Below are 20,571 nucleotides of genomic sequence, written 5' to 3' on the forward strand. Positions count from 1 at the left end.
CGGGCGAAGCCTCATGAGGCCACCCTGCGCGGGGCGGCGTCGGATGTGAACAGGCGGATCAGGAAGACCAATCCGGCGATCAGCGCCAGCGGGGCAAGGAGCACCTCCGGGTACTGGAACCCGGAGGCCACGTTGATCGCCGCGGAGCGGGTCGGCGCCTGACTGGCGATCAGTGGGCTCCGCCCGGGCGTCTGCGCCAGCGCGCTGATCCCGGACGGCAACGTAGGCGCCGGGCCCGGCTGCGGCAGGGTCTGGGGCGCTGGTGCCGCCGACACCGCCGGAGGTTGAGCCGAAGGTGCACTCGGCACGCTCTGCGCCGGCGTCGTCGGCGTCGCCGCGGGTGGGGCGAACGTGAGGAGAGTTTGCGCGTGGGGCGCCTTCGCCAGGTTGCGCCCGTCGAAGCTCACCTGCCAGGTTCCGGCGCCGGACTGGGACCCGGCGGGCAGCAGTGCGACGCCCAGGGCCGGGGTGCCTGCGTTCCATGCGCTGAGAAACGGCGCCAGGTCGACGGTGAACGTGTTCGCCTTCGCGTGGTAGACGGCGCTCACCCGGTAGGCGCAGTCCACGGCCGGCGGCGCCTTGGTGGATCCGGCGACCCCGTCGGTGAACGGGTGCGTCACGAGGCAGGCCACGATGCTCGCGCTGGTCAGGTTCTGGTTGCCCGCCCCGGACGCGGTGTCGATCGGCACGGTCAGCGTTGCGGACAGCAGTGTCGCGCCGGGCGGCAAGCTCGACAGGTCGGGCTGGAGGTAGCTCCGCTCGGTCTCCTGAGCGGCGGCGGCACCCACGTGCAGGGTGTTCGCCGGGAACATCGACGCGGTAGCCGGCGCGACCGGCGGACAACCAAGGGGTGAGCTGCAGGTCGCGACGGGGGCCGAGGCGTACCAGGCCTCGGCCGCGTCGCCGACGGTCGCGGTGTCGGCGACCGCCGCGCTGGCGGTGCCGAGGCCGATGACAGTGCCGGATAGGGCGATGGCGAAGCCGGATATGAGGCATGCCGCCACGCGACGGGCGATCCGGTTCATCTGCCCACCCCCACCGGCACGGGTGCACCGCGCCCGGCGGCACTCTTGGTCGTCGTCGCGCCGGAACGTTCGATGGCGGTGACGCTGCCACCCAGATAGGCCTCGACCACCTGCGGGTCGGCCCGGACGTGCTCCGGGGTGCCTTCGGCGATGACGCGCCCGTCGGCCATGGCCACGACCCGGTCGGAGATCCCCATGATCAGCGGGATGTCGTGCTCGATGATGAGCAGGGTAAGACCAAGTTGCGCGCGCAGGTCGCGGAGCAGCTGGCCGAGCGCCTCGGTTTCGCGCTGGGCGATACCGCTGGACGGCTCGTCGAGGAGCAGCAGGATCGGTTGGAGCGCGACAAGGCAGGCGATCTCGGTGATCCGCCGCGTGCCCGTGGACAGCTCCTGGATGGTCTTGTCGCGGTAACTGTCCAGGCCCATGATCGCCACCAGCTCGCGGGCCCGCCGTTCCTTGCGACGCTCCGCCAGGCGGATCCCGGTGACCGAGGTCAGGAAGCGGGTCGGGGTGACGCGTTCGAAGCCGAGCTGCACCGCCTCCAGCACGGTCATCGTCGGGAACAACGCCGCGTCCTGGAAGGAGCGGATCATCCCGAGCTGGGCGCGGCCCTCGGGACCGAGCCGGGTGACGTCGCGGTGGTCGAACAGCACCTGCCCGGCGTCTGCCCGGGTAAAGCCCCCGAGCAGCTCGAAGGTCGTGGTCTTCCCGGCGCCGTTGGGTCCGATCAGGCCGACGGTCTCCCCCGCGCGAACCGTCAGCGAGACCCCGTCGACCGCGGCGATGCCGCCGAAGTGCTTGCGCAAACCGCGGGCCTCGAGCAAGACGCCGCCGATGGCCGGGCGATCGCCGGACGTCGTCGCAAGGAGGTCGGTGAGCTTCGGCTGGGCGGTTTCCGCAATGGCCGCCGCCTCATCCGAACTGTCCATGCGGACCCGGTACAGGGCTCCGATCCGAACGGCGAGGGCGTCCCGGATTCGGGTGAGTGCCCAGCCGCCGATCCCCTCCGGGAGGAACAGGACGAGCAACAAGGCACCGAACTGGGTCGCCGCGAGACCGAGGGAGTCCAGGGGCAACGTCGGGATCCCGATCAGGTAGATCGCCCCGATGATGGGGCCGGCGAGTAGCGACACCCCGCCGATGACGGTCATGACGACGACGGCGATGCTGGCGTCCACCGGGAAGGCCGTGACCCCGATGCTCGACAGCGAGTGCCCGTACATCGCGCCGCCGACGCCGGCGATGAAGCCGGCCAGCAGATAGCCCTGAAGCTTGACCGCGCTCGCCCGGATGGTGAAGGCGCGAGCGTTGTCCTCGTTGTCGCGGATGGCGACGAGGAGTCGGCCGAACCCGGAGCGCCGCACGTTACGCGCAAGGATCAGGCAGAGCACGAAGACCACGAAGGCGAAGTAGTAGTAGCTGTGGCCGGTGTCGAGCGGGTGGCCGAAGACCGTCGGGATCCGTGGCGTGACGCCGTCGCCCAGCATCCACGGCTGCGCCAGCAGCCAGGCGGGCGTGGCCAGCGCGAAGGACAAGGTGGTGACGGTGAGCATCAACCCACGGATCCGCAGCGCCGGCAAGCCGATGATCACGGACACGATGCCCGCCCCGAGCCCGGCGTAGAGGAAGGCGAGGACGAAGTCGCCGGTATGTCGCGACACGTAGAAGGACACGACGGCCCCGATCGCCGCGACGGCGAACTGGCCGAGGGTGAGCTGCCCGCCCAGCCCGGTCAGGATGCCAACGGACAAGCCGACGATGCTGAACGCCAGGATGCTGGTCACCGTGACCGAGGCGCTGTTGGAGATGAGCAGCGGCAGGCAGGCGGTGAAGGCGAGCGCCGGGATCCCGGCCACCAGACCGAGGTTGCGGATGACCCAGATCCTGCGCAGCGCGTCCGGCAACGGACGCAGCGCCTGCACGGCGGCCCAGCTGCCCTTCTCCTCGTCGCGGCCGACCCGGCGGCGCTGCGCGAGCAGCGTGACCAGGATGATCACGAACAGGGTGACCTCGACCAGGCCGGAGCGGGGGTAGTTCCACAGCAGGAGCTGCTCGAGGATGCCGAGGCCGACGCCCGCACCGAGCGCGGCGGGCAGCGACTGCATCCGCGCGACCACCGCCGCGGTGAGCGCCCGGAGCAGCAGCGCCGGACCGAAGCTGTCCCCGCTGGTGAATCCTTGGGTGGGTTGGGTGAGGATCGCGGAAAACGCGGACAGGGCACCGGCGATGGCCCAGGCCAGGCTCGACATCCGGGAGGAGAAGATGCCCGACATCCGGGCGGCTTCCGGGTTCGCGGCCGCGGCGCGCAACGCCAGACCGAAGCGGGAGAAGCGCAGGAACAACGCGATCCCGATGACCGCGATCGGGGAGAGGATGAGCATCCCCGAGTACGCCTGAGTGATCCGCAGGGCACCGACGTTGAACACCGGCAGCCAGGACGGCTGCGGGAACAGCGCCCCGGCGGACGCCGTGCTGTTGATCACCAAAGCGAAGATGACCAGGAACTGGCCGACGCCGAGCGTCGCGACGATGGAGACCAGGCGCGGTGCTTTACGGAGCCTGCGGACCACGCCGGTCTCAGCCGCGGCGCCGATCGCCCCGGCCACGGCCAGTGCGAAGGGGAAGGTCAGCCAGTACGGGACGTGGTACTTGACCACGACGAGACCGAACACGGCAGCACCGAAGGCGCCGATCTGACCGTGCGCGAAGTTGATGATCCGGTTGGTGCGGTAGATCAGTACCAGACCTACCGCGAGCAGGCCGTAGGTCATCCCGATGATCGTGCCGAGCAGGATCACCGGCAGCGGGGTGGAGAACGTGTAGACGTTGTGCGAAGCCAGTTCGGCGAGGGTCAGCTTGGCGAGCACGAGCAACGCGAGTGCGACGCCCGTCGCGATCATCGCGTTCCGGCTCGGCGGACGCAGCCGCGCCCGGACATGCGAATACGGCAGGGACCGGGTGCTCATCCGGCGGCGCTCGCACCCTGGAGGAACACCGCACGGAGCAGGTCATCCCGACCGAGCAGGTCACCGGCCCGGCCATCGAAGCGCATCTCCCCCTTCTCCATGAAGTAGGCATGGTCGACGAGGTTCAGGGCGATGTTCACCGATTGCTCGACGAGAACGACCGCGGTGCCTTCGGCGTTGATCCGGCGGACCATCTCCAGCAACTGCCCGACGATCACCGGGGCGAGGCCGAGCGAGAGTTCGTCGATGAGCAGCAGCCGGGGGCGCAGGATCAGCGCCTTGGACAGCCCGAGCATCTGCTGCTCGCCGCCGGACAGGGTCGCGGCGAGGCTACTGCGGCGTTCCGCGAGCCGAGGGAAGGCTTCGAAGCAGCGGTCGATGGCCGCGTCGAGGGCCCGGCGGTCCCGGCCCAGCGTGTAACCGAAACTGCGCATGTTCTCCACGACGGTCATCGGCCCGAAGACCGCCCGGCCACCGGGGATCTGGGTGATCCCGAGGCGCAGGCGGCGCTCCGCGTCGAGAAACGTGACGTCCTGACCGTGAAAGCGCACCGACCCGGCCGACGGCAACCCGATCCCCGAGATCACCTTGAGCAGCGTCGACTTCCCGGCTCCGTTCACCCCGAGCAGGGCGACCATCTCACCCTCGTCGACGGTGAAGTCGACGTCGAAAAGGACCTGCAGCTGCCCGTAGGAGAAGTCGACGCCGCGGCAGGCGAGCATCGGCAGGTGCCCGCCGGCGGTACGGATCCGCTTGATCTCCTCGTCCTCGATGACTTCATCGATCATCCGGTCGAGATCCGCGTTGATGTGGCGACCGGCGGTGTAGATGATCACTCCGGTGAGGCCGCCCGGGAGCGCGACCGCCACCATCGACCCCACGATCCCGTACCGGCTCTGCACGCCGGCGAAGAACAGCGCCCCGAGTAGTCCGCCGACCGCGAGGAAGATCGCCGCGAGGGCCTGCGCGTGCGGGCGCATCCGGGACGGGATGACCGAGAGAAGCGCGATCGAGAACGACGGGACCAGGGGTCCGATCGTGGCCCCGGAGATCCCGAAGCAGGCCAGCATTAGCGGGAACGACGGCGCCAAGCCGCCCAGCGCGATGAACAAGACCGCGACGCCGATGAGGAGTCCGGCGGTGCGCATCACCTGTGGCGGGGACTGACGGAACTGCCGCTCCCCCCGACGTCCGAATAGCGCCAGCCCGATGATGGACATCCCCGAGTAGTAGGCGAAGAACAGCCCCCGGCCGCCCGGCCCGAGATTCCACTTCTCCTCTAGGAAGAACGAGATGAAGGTTGACAGCGGAACGCTGAGCAGCCCGAAGACTCCCCAGCCCCAGAACACCCGGCGCGCCGTTTTCAGCAGCAGGATCCGCCGGCAGATCTCCCAGAAGCCCAGCTGGACATCTTCGGTAGGGACCGTTGCCGAATCCTCGCCGGCGGCCTCGTGCACGGTGGCTCGGATCTGCTGGGTGTCCCAGCGGCCGAACCCGGGATCCCGCAAGCCCAGACAACACAGGGTCAGCCCCACCGACATCGCGCCCATTGCCAGAAAGACGCCCCGCCAGGTGAGCCCGAAGGAGCTGGCGAACAGGGCGACCAGCAGTGGCGCAGCCACGTTGCCGAGGAAGGTGGCGGCGCTGTAGACCGAGACGGCCCGAACCCGGGCCTCCGGGTGGTAGCTGTCCATCACGAGCGGCACGTGCAGCGACGTCACACTGCCCGTGGTCAGGCCGTCGAAGACGAGAATCCCGATCAGCGCGATCAGCGAGGTGACGAACCCGGTGAACAGGGTGATCACGCTCCAGGCCAGGCCGGTGACCAGGCAGAGCATCGCGCGTCGCCCGTGGCTTTGCGCCAGATAGGAGATGTAGAGCGGCGAGATGGCCACCGCGAGTCCCTTGAGGGCCACCGCCCCACCGATGGCGCCGATCCCGATCCCGAGGGCCCGGCTGATGTCGGGGGCGAGCACGGTGAACGCGTACCCCTGGAAGGTGTCCACAATCGACAGGATCGACAGCGCGAACAACGGGTAGTACGGCAGCCCGTAGCGGCGGGCGACGTCCCGGAAGCTCGCGGTTTTCGTCTCCCCGGTGACGCCCAACCGGGCCCGGGCCCGGTCGCGGAGCAACTCCCGGGTCTCCCCGACGTCGTCGAGGAGCTCATCTGGGTCCACCGTCGTCAGCGCAGCGGTCACGGTCATGACACGCCCAGCTGTCGGACCCGGAAGTCGACGTACCACGCGCTCTCGCCGATCCGGTGGCCGGATGCGTCCAGCAGCACGATGATCGCCTCGTGCAGCTGCACCTGCTGATAGGTGTTCAACGAGTTCACCGAGGTGAGAGTCAACGAGGTGGCAGTGGTCGTATACACCTGGTGGTCGGCCAGGTAAGTGGTGTCCGGGCAGCCGGGGGTGTGCACGCAAGCCGGGTCACCGCTGCCGACGGCCTTCAGCGTCTGTCCGGGGCGGATCGGGGCTCGATCAACGAAGATCGCGAAGTAACCGGAGGTCGCGGAGGCTGCCGCGGAGTTCGGTGCGCTGATCGTGAAGTCCTTGATCGTCCAGCGCAGGGTCACCGGCAGCCCCACCAGCTGCTGGGCCTTCGGCGAGGTCACCGTGAGCCGCTTGTCGGCCACGAAGGACAGGTTCGACACGGCGCAGCCGGAGGCGCTCAGGGTGAGCAGGGCGAGCCAGAGCACGCGCCGCCGCAGCGTCACCCGGTCGCCTCCTCGTCCAGCCGCCACCTGGATCGTGCTCCCTGCGGTGTTGGGCGTCGTCATCCCGGGGCACCAAACCGGGGCCGGAAGACTGTGCGATGGCACACCACGCGGCGGGCGGGCCCGGTTCGCGGGCTCAGCCCCGGTCGAGGAACCGCAGCTGCAGCTGGACCACCAGCCGCTCGTCCGGATCGTCGAGGTCGATCCCGGAGATGTCGCAGAGCCGGCGGATCCGGTAGCGGAAGGTGTTGGGATGGACGTTTACGACCGACGAGGCCAAGGTGACGTCACCGAACGCGTCCAGGTAAGCCCGCAGCGTCGGCAGGTATGCGGTCCCGCGCTCGCGATCCTGCTCGGCCAGCACCCCCAGCCGCCCGGCCCGCAGGCTCGGCTTCCGCTCCACGAGCTCACCCAACTCGGTGAGGATCGTCCGGCTGCGGACCGCGTCGATGTCGGCGACGGAGCGGGCCCGCGGGTCACCGGCGAGCGCGCGCACCGCCTGCTCGGCCTCCCGCCGCGAGACCGTCACTTCCCGCAGCGTGCCCACCGTTGAGCCGATCCCGCCGCGGAGATCGACGTGGAGCGTTTCCTGAGCGCGCGCGACGATGGATTCGACTAGCGCAACGATCCGATCGCGATGCGCCGGCCCCGGCTCCGGAAGCAGCACGTAGATGGTGCCCGCGATGGCGACGCAGGCGGCCCGCCGGCGGTAGGACTCGCAGTACAAGGCGATGAGATCCGCGGCGCGTTGAGCCTGTACCGCCGCCTCCGCCTCATCCGTTTCCGCCTGCATGAGCGCGACGACCGTGACCGGGGTGTTGACCCCGATGTCCAGCGTGGACGCCCCGATCTCGGGTGGGCTGCGACCGTCGAGCAGCGCCCAGAGCGCCTCCGCCCGTCGCCGGCGATCCAGATCCTCGCTGCTGCGATGGCGCAGGATGTGCAGCGCGGCCAACCCGGCGGCCTCGCCGAGGGCCTGCTCGGCGCCGGCGCCGAACGGCTGCTCCCCCTCGATGACGAAGATCGCACCGACGAGCTCGGCGCCGGCACGCACGGCGATCGCCAGCCGGGGTCGGATGCCGGGCACGTCGAAGTCGCCCAGGCGGAGCACGCCTGGGTCCTGCCACAGGCGTGGGAAGACCCCAGCCTCGTTGAGCTTGCGCATCCAGGCGGCCGACACCTGCCGGCCGAGGATGGCCTCCCGGCGGGCGTCGTCGATCGGCTGGTCGAGGTTCGAATACGCGAGGACCCGGCCGCCCGGATCTTCGATCGTCGTGGCGCCACCGACCGCGGCCGCGACCGCGTCGGCGAGGGAGAACAGGTTGCCGATCGGCACGCCGGCGCCGCTGTGCGCCAACGAACCGACCGCGGTCGCGGTCCGGATCAGGCTGTACAGCTGTCCCCAGCCGACCGTGACCGGAGCCAGCAGCAGGGCCATCCCCGATTCGTTGGCGGCCGCGACGAGAGCGGGCGGCGGATCTCCGGCCGCCTTCAGAACCAGCCCGCCGACACCGGCCGCACCTAGGCGGCGGAGGAGGCGGAGGGAGTCATCCGACGTCGGGTGCACACCGACGCCGAGGACGAGATCCCCGGGTTCCGGACCGGTCTCATCGTTCGGATCGAACAGGACCGGCTCTCCGACCGTTGCCTCACTGCCACCGGGCGCCGCGACGAGGCGCAGGCTGACCGGATGCAATTCGGCGACCAAACTCGCCAGTGTGGTCATGGGGGCCGGGGCCGGCGTAGGGACCTTCACACCGATTACCCCCAGGGACGAAGCATTCCGTCCAGGCTACCGGCTGAGCAGATACCACCCGTCGCGGTTCGCCCCGGTGACCCGGTAGCCCGCCTCGAAGGCACGACCAAGGACGGAACGGAGGGCGAGCCGCCACTCGCGGGCCCGCGCCGGGCCCGACGCCCGGAGCGCGACGATGTCCAGGGGCACCTGGCAGAGCAGCGAATCCCCCTGGCCGGAGACCTGCACTGGCCCACCATCGGGGCCGGGGCGAAGGACGGTGGGGATCCCTTCACGGCACAACCGCTCCACGTCGGTGGCCTCCGTCATCCCATCGCAGGCGGCTGCCGCGCGCGCTGAGGGCAACTCCCACACCACCAGGCACCGGTCGCTGAGGTCACCGGAGTTCAGGCTGTCCTGGAGGATCCCGTAGAAGTTCTCATAGAAGCTCGCGATCTCGGCACCGAGTTTGACAATGTTGAAGTAGGCGTTGCGTGCGACGAGCGGATCGAAGGTCCACACCACCCGGTCCAGTCCATGGGCGAGCGCCCACCACCGCTGGTGCAGCTTCAATGTGAAGCCGACATTGCGCCCCTGCAGCTGAGCCTCGACGCCCGCGAGATGCGAGTGCAGGTACGCGCCCCGACCGTCCTCGGCCCGAAAGGCGAGGCTGGCACCGACGACCTGGCCGCCGAGCTCGGCGATCGACACGTAGTTGCCCGCGTGCGCCAAGGCCCAGGTCAACTCGGGGGTTGCCGCACTGCGGCCCTGCTCTCTTCCCCACACGCCATCGAAGAGCGCACTGGCCCGGCGGGCGTCTTCCTGGGTCGCCACCAGCCGGACGGTGACCCCAGTGCGCATCGCGGCGGCCTCGGCGCCCTGCCTGGCCGTATCCGCGAGGAGCTCGAGACCAGCCGGGTCCTCGTCTCGGCGCGCCTCGGTGAGGGTTCCCGTCACCCGCTCACTGTCCCACCGACGGGGCTCGCCTCGAATCGTTCGATCCGCACAAGAATCCGTACTACATCCATGGGCACAGACGAAGCCATGCGCGCGTCTCCGGGCCCGGTCACCCCACCTTGGCTGTGGCTCGGGCGCCGAAGTGCACGTATCGACCGCCGTCCGGGAGGGCGAAGAAAACGACCGGCATCCAGGTTTCCGCGCCTTCGGGGCGGGTTACGAACAGGTGTTCCGTTGCGTCCACGGCGGTCAGGGTCAGCCGTTGCACCGGTTCGGGCATGAGGTCGGCGAGCGGGCCGGTCGACGTCACCGTCAGTTCGAGACGGCCGTCGCGCTCCGTCACCTCGATCAGCGCAGCGGCGCGCTCGTAACGCCCGACGTAGCGGGACAGATCGGTCTCGACCGGCTCCGCCGGGGGCTCGGGCCGGCGCGGAATCTCGAGGTCGGCGAGCTCGCCGAGGAGCTCGCGGTAGATATCCTGGTAGAGGTCGCCTGGACGACCGCCATTGGTGAGCAGGGCGATCGCGATGTTCGCGTCCGGGACGATCCGCAGGAAGGCGGACTGCCCGATGGTGTTGCCGTCGTGGCCGTATACCGGACGGCCAGCCCAGTTGAACAGGATCCACCCGAGCCCCCAATGATCGCCGAGCGTCCAGCGATCCGGGACGGCTACCTGGGGCTGCTGCATTGCGGCGACCGACTCGGCCTCGAGCAGGCGGGCGCCGTCGGGTGCCACTCCGGCGTCGAGATGCATGCGGGCGAATCCGATGACGTCGGCCGCGCGGGCACAGATCAGCCCGGCCGGACCGGCGGAGCGCATCAAGCCCCAGATCGGGGCCGGCTGCGGCTCTTCGCCCGGCTTGCCGACGTGGCCGATCGCGGCCCGGAACCGCAGTGCCTCCTCCGGCAACGTCACGGTGTGGGTCAGCCCGAGCGGTTCGATCAGCAGCTCGGCCAGCGCGGCGTCCCAGGTCTTGCCGGTCACCCGCTCGATGAGGCGACCCAGCACGGCGTAGCCGGCGTTGCAGTAGGACATGGTCGCCCCGAGCGCATGGTTCTGTCGCACCTCGGCGAGGGTCTCGACGTAGCGCTCGAGGCAGTCGTCGCCACGACCGGTGTCGGCGAAATGATCGCCGTCGATGCCGCTGGTGTGGGCGAGAAGGTGGCGCACCGTGACCTGCTTGGTGGTGTCGGGGTCCGCCACCGCGAACTCGGGCAGGTAGCTGACGACCGGCTCGTCCAGGGCCAGGTCGCCGCGCTCGGCTAGGCGCATCACCACGGTGGCCGTGTACACCTTCGTAATGGAGCCGATCTGGAACAGCGAATCGGTCGTCGCCTCGACTCCGGTGGCCCGGTTCAAGGTGCCGCAGGCAGCCTCGGTCACCGCTCCACCGGCGAGCACCGCGATCGACGCGCCGGGCACCTCGTGCCGGCGGGCCAGCTCGCTGAGTCGCTCGGAAAGTCGTAGCGCGTCCATGGGTGCTCCCTGGTTTTGGGTCAAACTCCGCGGCGCAGGTGCCGGCCCGGTAGGGCGCCGGTGATGCTCGCATCGACCACGACGGGCCGGCCGTTGACCACGACGTGGTGGACCCCGGTGGCGTAGGCATGCGGCTGTTCGTAGGTGGCGGAGTCGGTTATCGTCGCCGGATCGAAGACGACGACATCGGCGAAGTTGCCCGGGACGAGGCGACCGCGGTCGCGCAGTCGAAGGGTGTCCGCGGGCAAGCTAGTCATCCGGCGGATGGCCTCGGTCAGCGGGATCAAGCCGAGTTCCCGGCTGTACCTGCCCAGGAACCGGGCGAAGGTGCCATACGTCCGTGGGTGCGTCGGGTGGTCCGTCCAGGGCGCCTCGACCGCCAGCGCCTCGGCGTCGGATCCGATGGATACCCACGGCTGCTGCAATCCCAGGCCGATGTTGTCCTCGTCGACGATGAAGTAGAGGGCGCCCAGGGTGGGGTCGTCGGCGACCAGGTCGAGCAAGGTCTCGATCTCGGCCTCCCCCGCCGCGTCGGCGATCTCGCTGAGCCAGCGACCTGACTTCGAGCCTGCGGCGGACCCACCGATCACGAAGATGCCCGAACCCCCGCCCGCCGCCAGGTAAAGATTCTCCCAACCGACGGAGGCCTGGGCCATGTCCGCGGCCATGGCGGCACGCTCGGCCGGATTCGACAAACGCTCGGCCAGCGCGGCGGGGCCGCCGGCGTGGTAACTCGGTGGGATCGCGGCGGCCAACGCTGTACCACCTGCGGTGTAGGGGTACATGTTGGCGCCGACCGGCTGCCCGGCATCGCGGGCGGCCTCGATGCGTTCGATGGCCAGCTTCATCTTCGGCCAGTTCTGCCGGCCGGCCGCCTTCAGGTGGTATACCTCGGTGCGCACCGCCGCGCGCTGCCCGATCTCGAGCAGCTCGTCCAGGCACTCGAGAAACCGATCCCCCTCCGAACGCAGATGCGAGATATACAGCCCGTCGTGCCGGGCGATGACTTCGCTGACGGCGACGAGCTCGTCGGTGTCAGCGAAGGTGCCAGGTGCGTAGATCAGTGCAGTGCCCACTCCGAGCGCGCCGTCGACCATCTCCTCGTCGAGAACGGAGCGGACTCGATCCAGCGCCGACGCGGTGAGCGGCGCATCCGACAGGCCGGCCCCGATGACCCGTAGGTTCATGCCACCGACGAAGCTCGCGACGTTCGGGGCGACGCCACTGGCCGCGAGAAACCCGAGTCCTTCCGAGAGTCGCGGGAAGTCCGCGCGCTGGTCGGGACCGATCCCGAACTGACGCATCAGCTCGGTGAACTCCGCGACCGACGGGCCCGGCGAGAATCCCTCGCCGAAGACCTCCGTGGTCACCCCTTGGCGGAGGTCGGAAGGGCCGCACGGCAGCGATTGCAGCGAGCCCCAGGCGTGACTCAGAACGTTGATGAACCCCGGGGCCACCGCGAGACCGGTTACGTCCAGGACTTCGGCGTCGATGCCGTCCGGGGCATCCTGAACGGCCACCACCCGGTCATCATCGATGATTACGTCACTCACCCGCGCGGGGCTACCCGTGCCGTCGTAGACGGTTCCACCGCGGATGACAAGGGAGCTGGGCACGACGCAAGTCTGCTGGGGCGCGGTGGCGCTGGGGTCGTGCGCTCGACACAAGCCGCGGGCGCCACTTCGGGCCATCGGACAGATTTCGGGCCCGACATCTGCGCTCCGAGCCGGGCCGTGCGCCTGGTCGGCGGAGCTGGCAGACCGGCTCCGACCGAGACTAGCCCGCTACCAGGTGCCCAGAACCATTGAATTCCTCGAGGCCTTGCCGCGCAACGAGATGGGCAAGATCCGCCTCCGGGCGCGGTCCCCATGCCGACAAGTGACGGTGCAAGGATCAGCCGGTGACCAGCGAGCGGACAGTCGTCGGGCTCATCGCCTGCTTGGCAGCCTGGACCCAGCAGATGAACTCGTTGCGGGCCAGAGGCGTGATGTCCTTCCAGGCATCGAGTGCCTTGGCGTTGGCGATCGGCGCCTGGCGCAGGACTGCGGGAAGTTTGTGCACTACCCCACCCGGCACTCGCTGACTGCTCACAGGGCCACGGTAGCGCCAGCTCGAGGGCCACTGGAGGGAGCGAGCCGCGGTGCGCAAGGTGCTCGGCGGGAACCGGCGCGGGTGCTCCGCGAGGTGTTGAACCTGGCTCCGGGCGGATAGTCCGTCTCAGCTGAGGAGCTAGCCGCCCGGGGCGTAGACAGGTCCCGTGTATTGGTAACAGGTACACGCGGCCGAGAACGCCATGTTGCGGACTTCGTCCGCGCCATCGTGACGGTTGCTGTTCAGATCCACGTGGAAGGCGACGATCGAGCCGAAGCTGGTGCCGGTCCCGTCGATCGCGCTCAGCACGGTGCCCTCGTTCAACGGACCCGTGAGCGGGTCGAGGATGCGTTTGAGGTAGAAGAACTGTTCGCAAATCGCGAACTGGATGGCCACGGAATTGTTTCCCGACACTTGCTGTCCGGCGCCCTTCATGATCTGCTGGCAGAGCTGCGCCGCCGACGAGTGCGCGGCGAAGGCCTCCAGATCGGAGCTGGTCTCGTCGAGGACCGGCTGCCAGCTCACCCCCACGCTGTCCGCCATCTCCTGCTGCGGCAGGCTGCTGGCGAGGGCGTTGAATCCACTGCCGGAGTCGAGCCCGTAGCGGGGATACCAATGCTGAGACTGGGCCTGCTGCATCCACTCGAGGGTCAGAATGCCGCCCCCGGCCACGCCCGAACCGCCGTCGAAGAGGATGACATGGTCGATACCCAGCTGGCGGAAGTGCAAGATCGCGCTGCTGACCGACGCGCTGGTCGACCCAAGGTCGCCGTAAGAGGCCGGTGGGGTGACATACGCCACCGGAACGGCGCGAAAGCCAAGCGCCGCGAGCCCCGGCAACGCGTCGTTGGTGATCCCGTAGCGGAAGTTGGGATCGTCCCAGGTGGCGATGCCGACCTTGGTGCCCCGGCGCAGATATCCTTCCCGGCCCAGGCCCGCGATGGTGTACTTCATCGCGCGGTCGTTTGTCAGCGCGTTGAGATCGACGTCCGCCGGATACTGGACATTCGTGGCCGTCGTCTCGAGGGTCGGGCTTGTGCCGGAGGCCAACTGAATATCGTGGTACCGGGCGGCACACTGATCCAGAATGGGCAGGCCGCCCGAGAACCAGATGAGGTTCTTGCTGTCCTGCGTCCAGGCCGAACACATACCCTGCGCCGTCGTGGTGGCGTCGCTGCTGACGCTGGCCTTGTACCAGTTGATCATTATTTGGCGGTGCCCGATCCCGCCGTGTTGGTTGATGTATTTGACGACAGCGTCGGTCTCGGCCTTGGTGTCGCCCGGGTTGGCGCCGCCGGCACCGAGTGCCGAGTCAGCGGCCGACGCGTCCGGCGCGTAGTAGTCCGCCAGGTTGATCGTCGTCGGGGTGACCCCTGGCGCGTTTACGCCCGTCGACGATGCCTCGAGACTGCCACCTCCGGTCGACGCCACCGCTCCGTTGCCCGTGGAACCCGTGCCGCCGGCGCTCCCGATGGCTCCCACAACGCCCCCGGTGACCGCCGAACCCGCGCCCCCCGAGCTCGTCGGCCCCGGCGCGGACGATGTCTGACCGGTACTCGGCAGCCCAAGACCGTTTGCACCCCCGCCTACGACGGCGCCGGCGTGCCCGGAAATCGCCACCGTCGACCCGCAACCAGCCACCGCGACACAGGCTGCCACGGCGGCAGCCCCGAGACATGACCCCGCGACCTTCGGCATAGCTCACGCTTTCGCCGCTTGGGCGCATTTTCCTCGTCGGACCGGCCGAATTCACCACCAGCCGCTGAGTCACCCGGACAAGAGGCGCCGACAGCCCCGAAAGCGTCAGCGGGACCCCGGCAGGCGTCAGCGGGGGCGAGCCCGACGCAGCTGGGCCCGCAGTCCGGACACCGAAGTGTCCAGACTGAAGTTCCAGGCGGTCTCGGGGTCGGTGACCCCGCCCAGTCGACGAACGTGCGGGAAGGCTTCGGGAGGCAGCGCCTCGACCTCGACCTCGGTCTCCGGGATCAGGCCCTGCACGGCCCTCCCCCGCTCGAGCCCCACCGTCAGGGCGAGCCGCGAGGTCACCTTGACCGCGCCACAAGCTTCGGCCAGGCCGAACCCGGCCTTCGAGAACGCGCGGAGGGCCGCCTCGAACGAGGCCGCGGCCTCCGCCCCTTGGACGGGCCGGCGCTGCAGCGCGGTGAAGGCACCCGGGTGGTTTAGGCGAGGGTACCGATCGCGGCGAAGAAGCGGCGCACCCAATCCTCCCACCCCGCCGGTTCCAGCGGCAGCTTCGCCTCATCATTCAGCCGCTCGGCGATCCCGTCGTCACCGCGTCCCGGGTGGGCACGGGAAACAGTGCCCTCCCAACGCTCCGAGCCACCGACCCACGCTTGACCCCTTGAACGCTTCTACCAACGCAGACTTGAATTTGTAATGAGACCCGGAAGATCTCGTGCGCGCTGATAGTGCATCCGTGCCTGCATTACACCGTAAGATGACCGCCGCACCGAAGGTCCGGCCCGATCAACACCGCCGAGGGGGCAGCCAGCGTGCGTCGACCGCTCAGTCGGGCCCGGATCATCCGCGCGGCGCTGGAGGTCATCGACCGGGAGGGCCTCGAGGCGCTCACCATGCGCCGGGTCGCCGCCCGTCTGGGCGTCGAGGCGATGTCGCTGTATCACCACGTTCCGAGCAAGGACGCCATCCTCGAGGGTGTCTTCGACCTGGCCGTAGCCGAGGCTGAACTGCCGAAGGGAGAGGTCAGCGCCGCAGATTGGATCCGCGGTTCGGCCGAGGCGTTCCGTCGGCTGGTTCGCGATCACCCTCGGGCTTTTCCGCTGTTCACGAGCCGACCGGTTCCCCTCGTCGACGTGGCCGCGGCGCAGCCGATGGAGGACGGGCTCGCTGCTTTCGCCCGGCTCGGCATGACTCCCGAGTCGGCGTTCGCGGCCGTGCAGGCGGTGTCCTTGGCCATGCTCGCGGTCGGGCTGCTGGAAAGCCGGGTCGCGCTCGAGCCCCATCCGGATGTGGTCACCAAACTCGCCGAACTTCCGGTTGACCGGTTTCCGCTCCTGAGCGCCGTCCTGGAGCTCGACATCGATCCCGAGCTGATCTGGTCGAGCCTTGTCGACGCCCTCGTCCGGGGGCTGGGCGAGCCAGAATCGGCTTGACCCACCTCACTTGACAGGTTTCCCATACAGAGTACGCTTGACTTACGTTGTAAGGGCCAGGATGGAGGAGAACATGCAGCGATCGCGCTTCTTCGTCGGCGTCGGACTTCAAACGCTCAACGCGGCGCAACTCGAGCGCGCTGCTCGGCATGGGCGCCGGGTTCACGGCGTTGCCCTCGGCTTGCTTCATCTGTCGCGCGACGTCTCACCCGAACTGGCCGACCGCACGCTCGGGCGAATCATGACCCTCGGCATACGAACCGGGTTCGGGCGCGTGCAACGAGCGTCGCTCCGCGGCACCGGGCCGGTGCACACCCGCTAGTAACCACCCTGCGAGGAGATGGATAACCGCATGCCCGACATGGCTTCACTCAGCGAATACGTTGCGGCGAAAGCGACCGAGCTCGAAGTTCCGGGGGCGGCGATCGGGCTGTTGCACGACGGGATCGAGGAGTACGCCTATCACGGGGTCACCAGCGTCGAGAACCCGCTGCCCGTCGACGCGACCACGCTGTTCCAGTTCGGCTCGACCGGAAAGACCTTCACCGCCGCCGCGATGCTTCGACTCGTCGACCAGGGCGTTGTCGATCTGGATGCGCCCGTGCGCAGGTATGTCCCGGAACTCAAACTCAAGGATGAATCGGTCGCCCGAGCGGTGACCGTATTCCAACTGTTCAATCACACCGCCGGTTGGTCGGGGGACCTGATGGCCAACACCGGCGACGGGGATGACGCCCTGGCGAAGTATGTCGAGCGCATGGCGACGATCGAGCAAGTCAGCCCACTCGGTTCAAGCGTCTCGTACAACAATGCCTCTCTTTCACTCGCCGGTCGCGTCATCGAAAAGGTAACCGGCCAGACCTACGAGCAGGCGATCCGCGAACTGCTCTTTGAGCCACTCGGCATGGCGAACAGCTACTTTTCCCCAAACGAGGTTATGACTCGACGTTTCGCTGTCGGACACAATCAGAAACCCGATGGCACGATCGAAGTTGCGCGACCCTGGGCGCTGCCCCGCGCTGCCGCTCCGGCGGGCGGAATTTCGGCGACCGCTGCCGACCAGGTCGCCTGGGCACAATTCCATCTCGGTGACGGCCGTGGCCGAGAAGGCCAGCGGCTGCTATCTGCCGAGCTACTCGCGCGGATGCAAGAGCCGTCAGTCGAGATCAAGGGCAGCGCCCTCGGTGACTTCGTCGGAATCAGTTGGTTCTTGCGGGACGTGGAGGGTGCCCGCTTGGTGAGCCACGGCGGCACTACAAATGGGCAGCACTCCGCATTCGTGATGGTGCCCGACCGGGGGTTCGCGCTGATCAGCATGACGAACTGCGAACCCAATGGACCGCAACTGAACGACGCCGTGCTCGGTTGGGCGCTGGAACGACATCTCGGCATCGTGGAGCAGGACCCGGAACCGCTCAACTTGAGTGACCCGGAGCTGGCTCCCTACACCGGGACTTTTGAAACGATCGCTGCTAGCTGCGAAATCACGACGAACAAGGGCGGGTTGCTGCTCCGCGTCAACATCAAGCCAGAAACCCTCGCCGCGCTCAGCGAGGCCGGGAATGATCATGGGGCCGCCGACGGGCAACCGCCGTTACCGCTTGGAATCCTCCCGGGCGACGGTGACCGCTATGTGGTCTCGGACGGTCCCGCGAAAGGCATGAAAGGCTATTTCGCCCGGGACGAGACCGGCACGATCGTAGGCGTGCATGTCGGAGGGCGAATGGCTGCGAAGGTTCGCTAGCTCACAGCGGCCCCTCACGGGCCAGCCACTGGCGGTTCGAAGCTTGGGGAAAGTTCATACCCGAGCAGACCACCGCTGTCAGCCTGCTCGACCGGCTGCTCCACCACGCCAACATCGTCGTTCACCGAAGGCGACTCCTACCGGATGCGCGAAGCCAAAACAAACGGAGGCGCCACCTCCAACAAGACCTGATCAACCCGAAAGGTGGGGGCTTTGACTTGGCCACCGGGGACTTTCAACTGGCCATTGACACGGGAGATTCTGACAGACGGTCGTTGAAACAAGGGTCTACCCAGGGTCGAATCCATGCGACAGCCAGCTATCTGCTCAGAATGGAGGTTACGACATCTGATGGATGACCTACGCCTGTGGCGGAGCTACCCTCACGGAGGGGCGTGGGAGTTGATCTCCTGGGGCGACCGCGCTCGCGAGACCCATGTCGTCGGTGTCCGCGCCGAGGTGACGGCCGGGTGCCGCTAGGACACGGATGACAACGAAAGGGGCCAGGTGAGAGTCGTTCCCCTGGTCGAGGTCGTTGGTTCCCCCTACGAGCAGGGTAGGGCGCACGGAGAGATGCTTTGCGATGGCGTTCATCGCGTTCTAGATCGGCTGGCTTGCGATGTGCAGACCCAGTACGACTTGACGTTCGATGCGTTCAGCCATCGGTTCACCTCCGAGTTCGGGTTTCGTGAATCCGCTGAACGCTGGGTGCCGTTTGTTCTAGATGAGGTCCGTGGCATCGCCGACGCGGTAAAGCGACCCTTCGAACATGTGCTGTGCCTGAACCTCATGGATGAATACTGGGTTCATCGACTAGGTCCGGTACATCAGTCGTGTAGCAGCCTGGGGCTGGCTCCCAGACCGGGTGAGCCGACCTGGATCGCCCAGAATATGGATCTACCCACGCTTTACGACGGGCTGCAGACCCTCGTGCGCTCTACCGGTGACCCGGACCGACCAGATCGGCTGGTTCTCACTTTCCCCGGCTACGTGGGCCTTACGGGCTACAACGAGGCGGGGGTCGGTGTCTGCTGCAATACGCTGAGTCAGCTGGCCCGGTCTCGACATGGACTGCCTGTTTCATTTGTCGTTCGTGGCATCCTGAACCAGCGCAACGCCTCAGACGCGGTTGCGTTCGCACAGTCGGTCCCACATGCCGCCGGACAGAACTACCTCATTGGCGATCCCACAACCGTGATCGACATCGAGTGTTCGGCCAACAGCGTAGTCCGCTTCGTCCCTGACAGTGGTCCGGAGATCGTGTGGCACACCAATCATCCACTCGTCAACGACGACTTGCACATCGGCGAACCGGACCGTCGCCCGAAGAGAGCTACCGTGACGACAGCTATCGATGCCGAAGCCAACACTCGTCGCCGGCTAGAGAGCCTGGTGGCCCGGCTACAGGGGCCCGCGCTGCAGCAGCCGATTGAGGCGGTCGCGGCAGCTCTACGGGCCCGGGACTCGATCGAGCACCCAGTGTGCCGCCATCCCGAGGATGGCCGGGGGTTCTTCACTTTCGCCGCGATAGCCATGCGGCTTTCCGACCACGCCGAGGCGCAGGTCAGCTTCGGGCCGCCGGATCTAAACGACTTCGCGACGTACCGCCTGCGCGCGCAGTCGGGGACGGCTAGCTCACGGCCCCGGCCCAGCGACAGACCCGAAATCTCCTCGTGAGCAGCTTTCGCTCGGCGTCAACCCAGTTCTGCGATTGAGCCACGCCGGACGAGGAGTGATGAGTTTTCGACTAGCAATCGGTGGGGTCGAACACGGACCAACCAGTACTTCATTCGTCCGACCGTGCATCATTGTCCGTACGACGACATGTATGACCGCGGATGGGAAGCGGTCGCGCTCATCCCTTCATGGCTCGGCGGCCGTCGCCGACCGGTTATCCACATCGAGCGAGTGCCGGCCCTCCTGCCGCCAACCACCACCTACCACGGGGTTGGGCATGAAGTCCTCGACCTGTACCAGAAAATGGAAGAGGCAGATGGCGTGATCGACTGCACTTTCATGCACGGGTTCCCTTACACGGACAATCCCATCGTCGGCGCACAGGTAATCACGATGACGGATGGCGACCCAGATCTCGCCGTCCAAGTCGCTCGCCATGTCCAGGCAGCGATTTGGGGGAAGCGGGTGCGCTTTCTCGTCAACCACCCTCAGCCCGAGGAGGCCATCACTCCGGCGCCCGCCGCACCGGGACGTCCGATAATCATCAATGAGACCTCGGATAATCCTGGGGCGCTGCGCCCCGGACGGCACGCAACTGCTGCGAGCACTGCTAGCGGCGCAGCCCCGCGATGCGGTGTTCTGCGGCCTAAAGGACCCGCAGGCCGTGCAGATCGCCCAACAGGCGGGCGTCGGCAGGACGATCGATCTCGAACTCGGCGCGAGGACTGACCGGCTACACGGGGAGGCTATCGCCTCCCTCGCGTACGTGAAGGCATTGACAGACGGTCAGGCGGACCTCGAGGCACCGATGGGCGCCGGCAGCACTCTGCAGCTCGGGCCCACCGCGCTGCTCATCGTTGACGGAGTTGAAGTCATCGTCATTAGCGTGGGCCAGCAGACGGTCGACCGCACTCCCCTTATCCTGCACGGGATCGATCCACTTCTGCGAAAGCTGGTGGCGATCAATCCTCCCAACATTTTCGGTTCTCGTTTCAAGGCACTGGCTGCCCGGATCATCACGACTGATCCGCCGGGTTGAC

At 67.9% G+C, this 20,571-nt stretch carries 16 protein-coding genes and 2 pseudogenes; 6 read left to right on the forward strand and 12 right to left on the reverse strand.

The annotated features are described in order from the left end of the window. Nucleotides 1–11: 11 nt before the first annotated feature. The 11 genes and pseudogenes from VNG13_13575 to VNG13_13625 form a co-directional block, all read right to left on the reverse strand. On the reverse strand, nucleotides 12–1,025 hold the full coding sequence (locus tag VNG13_13575) for a DNRLRE domain-containing protein (protein HVA61548.1): 1,014 nt from the start codon (nucleotides 1,023–1,025) through the stop codon (nucleotides 12–14). Then, nucleotides 1,022–3,994, reverse strand: a complete 2,973-nt coding sequence (locus VNG13_13580; GenBank protein ID HVA61549.1) for a branched-chain amino acid ABC transporter permease/ATP-binding protein — start codon at nucleotides 3,992–3,994, stop codon at nucleotides 1,022–1,024. Before VNG13_13580 ends, VNG13_13575 begins: the two co-directional genes overlap by 4 nt. Beyond that, complete coding sequence (locus VNG13_13585; protein HVA61550.1) at nucleotides 3,991–6,201, reverse strand: MFS transporter; 2,211 nt, start codon at nucleotides 6,199–6,201, stop codon at nucleotides 3,991–3,993. Before VNG13_13585 ends, VNG13_13580 begins: the two co-directional genes overlap by 4 nt. Continuing rightward, complete coding sequence (locus VNG13_13590) at nucleotides 6,198–6,716, reverse strand: hypothetical protein (GenBank protein HVA61551.1); 519 nt, start codon at nucleotides 6,714–6,716, stop codon at nucleotides 6,198–6,200. The genes VNG13_13585 and VNG13_13590 overlap by 4 nt, the downstream gene beginning before the upstream one ends. A gap of 136 nt (nucleotides 6,717–6,852) precedes the next feature. Continuing rightward, the gene (locus VNG13_13595; protein ID HVA61552.1) at nucleotides 6,853–8,442 is read right to left on the reverse strand and encodes a helix-turn-helix domain-containing protein; all 1,590 of its coding nucleotides are present in this window, start codon (nucleotides 8,440–8,442) and stop codon (nucleotides 6,853–6,855) included. 66 nt (nucleotides 8,443–8,508) lie between these two features. Beyond that, nucleotides 8,509–9,408 (reverse strand): GNAT family N-acetyltransferase, encoded by a 900-nt coding sequence (locus VNG13_13600; protein ID HVA61553.1) that lies wholly within the window; start codon nucleotides 9,406–9,408, stop codon nucleotides 8,509–8,511. A gap of 109 nt (nucleotides 9,409–9,517) precedes the next feature. Next, the gene (locus VNG13_13605; protein HVA61554.1) at nucleotides 9,518–10,885 is read right to left on the reverse strand and encodes a serine hydrolase domain-containing protein; all 1,368 of its coding nucleotides are present in this window, start codon (nucleotides 10,883–10,885) and stop codon (nucleotides 9,518–9,520) included. A gap of 20 nt (nucleotides 10,886–10,905) precedes the next feature. Continuing rightward, complete coding sequence (locus tag VNG13_13610; GenBank protein ID HVA61555.1) at nucleotides 10,906–12,501, reverse strand: amidohydrolase family protein; 1,596 nt, start codon at nucleotides 12,499–12,501, stop codon at nucleotides 10,906–10,908. A 319-nt stretch (nucleotides 12,502–12,820) separates the two neighbouring features. After that, nucleotides 12,821–12,976 (reverse strand): annotated as a pseudogene (locus VNG13_13615) (YdeI/OmpD-associated family protein). Between the two features lie 138 nt (nucleotides 12,977–13,114). Further along, nucleotides 13,115–14,182 carry a hypothetical protein gene (locus tag VNG13_13620; protein HVA61556.1) on the reverse strand — a complete coding sequence of 356 codons (1,068 nt, stop codon included), beginning with the start codon at nucleotides 14,180–14,182 and terminating at the stop codon, nucleotides 13,115–13,117. A 618-nt stretch (nucleotides 14,183–14,800) separates the two neighbouring features. Further along, nucleotides 14,801–15,199, reverse strand: coding sequence for a TetR/AcrR family transcriptional regulator C-terminal domain-containing protein (locus tag VNG13_13625; GenBank protein HVA61557.1), 399 nt, complete (start codon nucleotides 15,197–15,199; stop codon nucleotides 14,801–14,803). 290 nt (nucleotides 15,200–15,489) lie between these two features. Here VNG13_13625 and VNG13_13630 point away from each other — a divergent pair, with 290 nt between their 5' ends. The 5 genes and pseudogenes from VNG13_13630 (at nucleotide 15,490) to VNG13_13650 (ending at nucleotide 19,531) form a co-directional block, all read left to right on the forward strand. Next, the gene (locus VNG13_13630) at nucleotides 15,490–16,110 is read left to right on the forward strand and encodes a TetR family transcriptional regulator (GenBank protein ID HVA61558.1); all 621 of its coding nucleotides are present in this window, start codon (nucleotides 15,490–15,492) and stop codon (nucleotides 16,108–16,110) included. A gap of 73 nt (nucleotides 16,111–16,183) precedes the next feature. Beyond that, on the forward strand, nucleotides 16,184–16,432 hold the full coding sequence (locus VNG13_13635; protein ID HVA61559.1) for a hypothetical protein: 249 nt from the start codon (nucleotides 16,184–16,186) through the stop codon (nucleotides 16,430–16,432). Nucleotides 16,433–16,450: 18 nt separating this feature from the next. Next, on the forward strand, nucleotides 16,451–17,854 hold the full coding sequence (locus VNG13_13640; protein ID HVA61560.1) for a serine hydrolase domain-containing protein: 1,404 nt from the start codon (nucleotides 16,451–16,453) through the stop codon (nucleotides 17,852–17,854). Between the two features lie 20 nt (nucleotides 17,855–17,874). Further along, nucleotides 17,875–18,071, forward strand: a pseudogene (locus tag VNG13_13645) (ATP-binding protein). 290 nt (nucleotides 18,072–18,361) lie between these two features. Next, nucleotides 18,362–19,531, forward strand: coding sequence for a C45 family peptidase (locus tag VNG13_13650; protein HVA61561.1), 1,170 nt, complete (start codon nucleotides 18,362–18,364; stop codon nucleotides 19,529–19,531). Between the two features lie 186 nt (nucleotides 19,532–19,717). Here the strand turns inward: VNG13_13650 and VNG13_13655 are convergent, their stop codons facing one another. After that, complete coding sequence (locus tag VNG13_13655) at nucleotides 19,718–19,957, reverse strand: hypothetical protein (GenBank protein ID HVA61562.1); 240 nt, start codon at nucleotides 19,955–19,957, stop codon at nucleotides 19,718–19,720. A 121-nt stretch (nucleotides 19,958–20,078) separates the two neighbouring features. Here VNG13_13655 and VNG13_13660 point away from each other — a divergent pair, with 121 nt between their 5' ends. Further along, complete coding sequence (locus VNG13_13660) at nucleotides 20,079–20,570, forward strand: MlrC C-terminal domain-containing protein (protein HVA61563.1); 492 nt, start codon at nucleotides 20,079–20,081, stop codon at nucleotides 20,568–20,570. The last annotated feature ends 1 nt before the right edge of the window (nucleotide 20,571 follow it).

This window comes from Mycobacteriales bacterium (genome assembly GCA_035533475.1).
GTDB lineage: Bacteria > Actinomycetota > Actinomycetes > DATLTS01 > DATLTS01 > DATLTS01.

Excerpts from the sequence above, each read along its gene's own strand:
- VNG13_13635 (HVA61559.1), top strand. The coding sequence starts at position 16,184 with ATGCAGCGATCGCGCTTCTTCGTCGGCGTCGGACTTCAAACGCTCAAC.
- VNG13_13620 (HVA61556.1), bottom strand. The coding sequence starts at position 14,182 with ATGATCAACTGGTACAAGGCCAGCGTCAGCAGCGACGCCACCACGACG.
- VNG13_13660 (HVA61563.1), top strand. The coding sequence starts at position 20,079 with ATGAGACCTCGGATAATCCTGGGGCGCTGCGCCCCGGACGGCACGCAA.
- VNG13_13640 (HVA61560.1), top strand. The coding sequence starts at position 16,451 with ATGGATAACCGCATGCCCGACATGGCTTCACTCAGCGAATACGTTGCG.
- VNG13_13575 (HVA61548.1), bottom strand. The coding sequence starts at position 1,025 with ATGAACCGGATCGCCCGTCGCGTGGCGGCATGCCTCATATCCGGCTTC.
- VNG13_13580 (HVA61549.1), bottom strand. The coding sequence starts at position 3,994 with ATGAGCACCCGGTCCCTGCCGTATTCGCATGTCCGGGCGCGGCTGCGT.
- VNG13_13585 (HVA61550.1), bottom strand. The coding sequence starts at position 6,201 with ATGACCGTGACCGCTGCGCTGACGACGGTGGACCCAGATGAGCTCCTC.
- VNG13_13605 (HVA61554.1), bottom strand. The coding sequence starts at position 10,885 with ATGGACGCGCTACGACTTTCCGAGCGACTCAGCGAGCTGGCCCGCCGG.
- VNG13_13595 (HVA61552.1), bottom strand. The coding sequence starts at position 8,442 with ATGACCACACTGGCGAGTTTGGTCGCCGAATTGCATCCGGTCAGCCTG.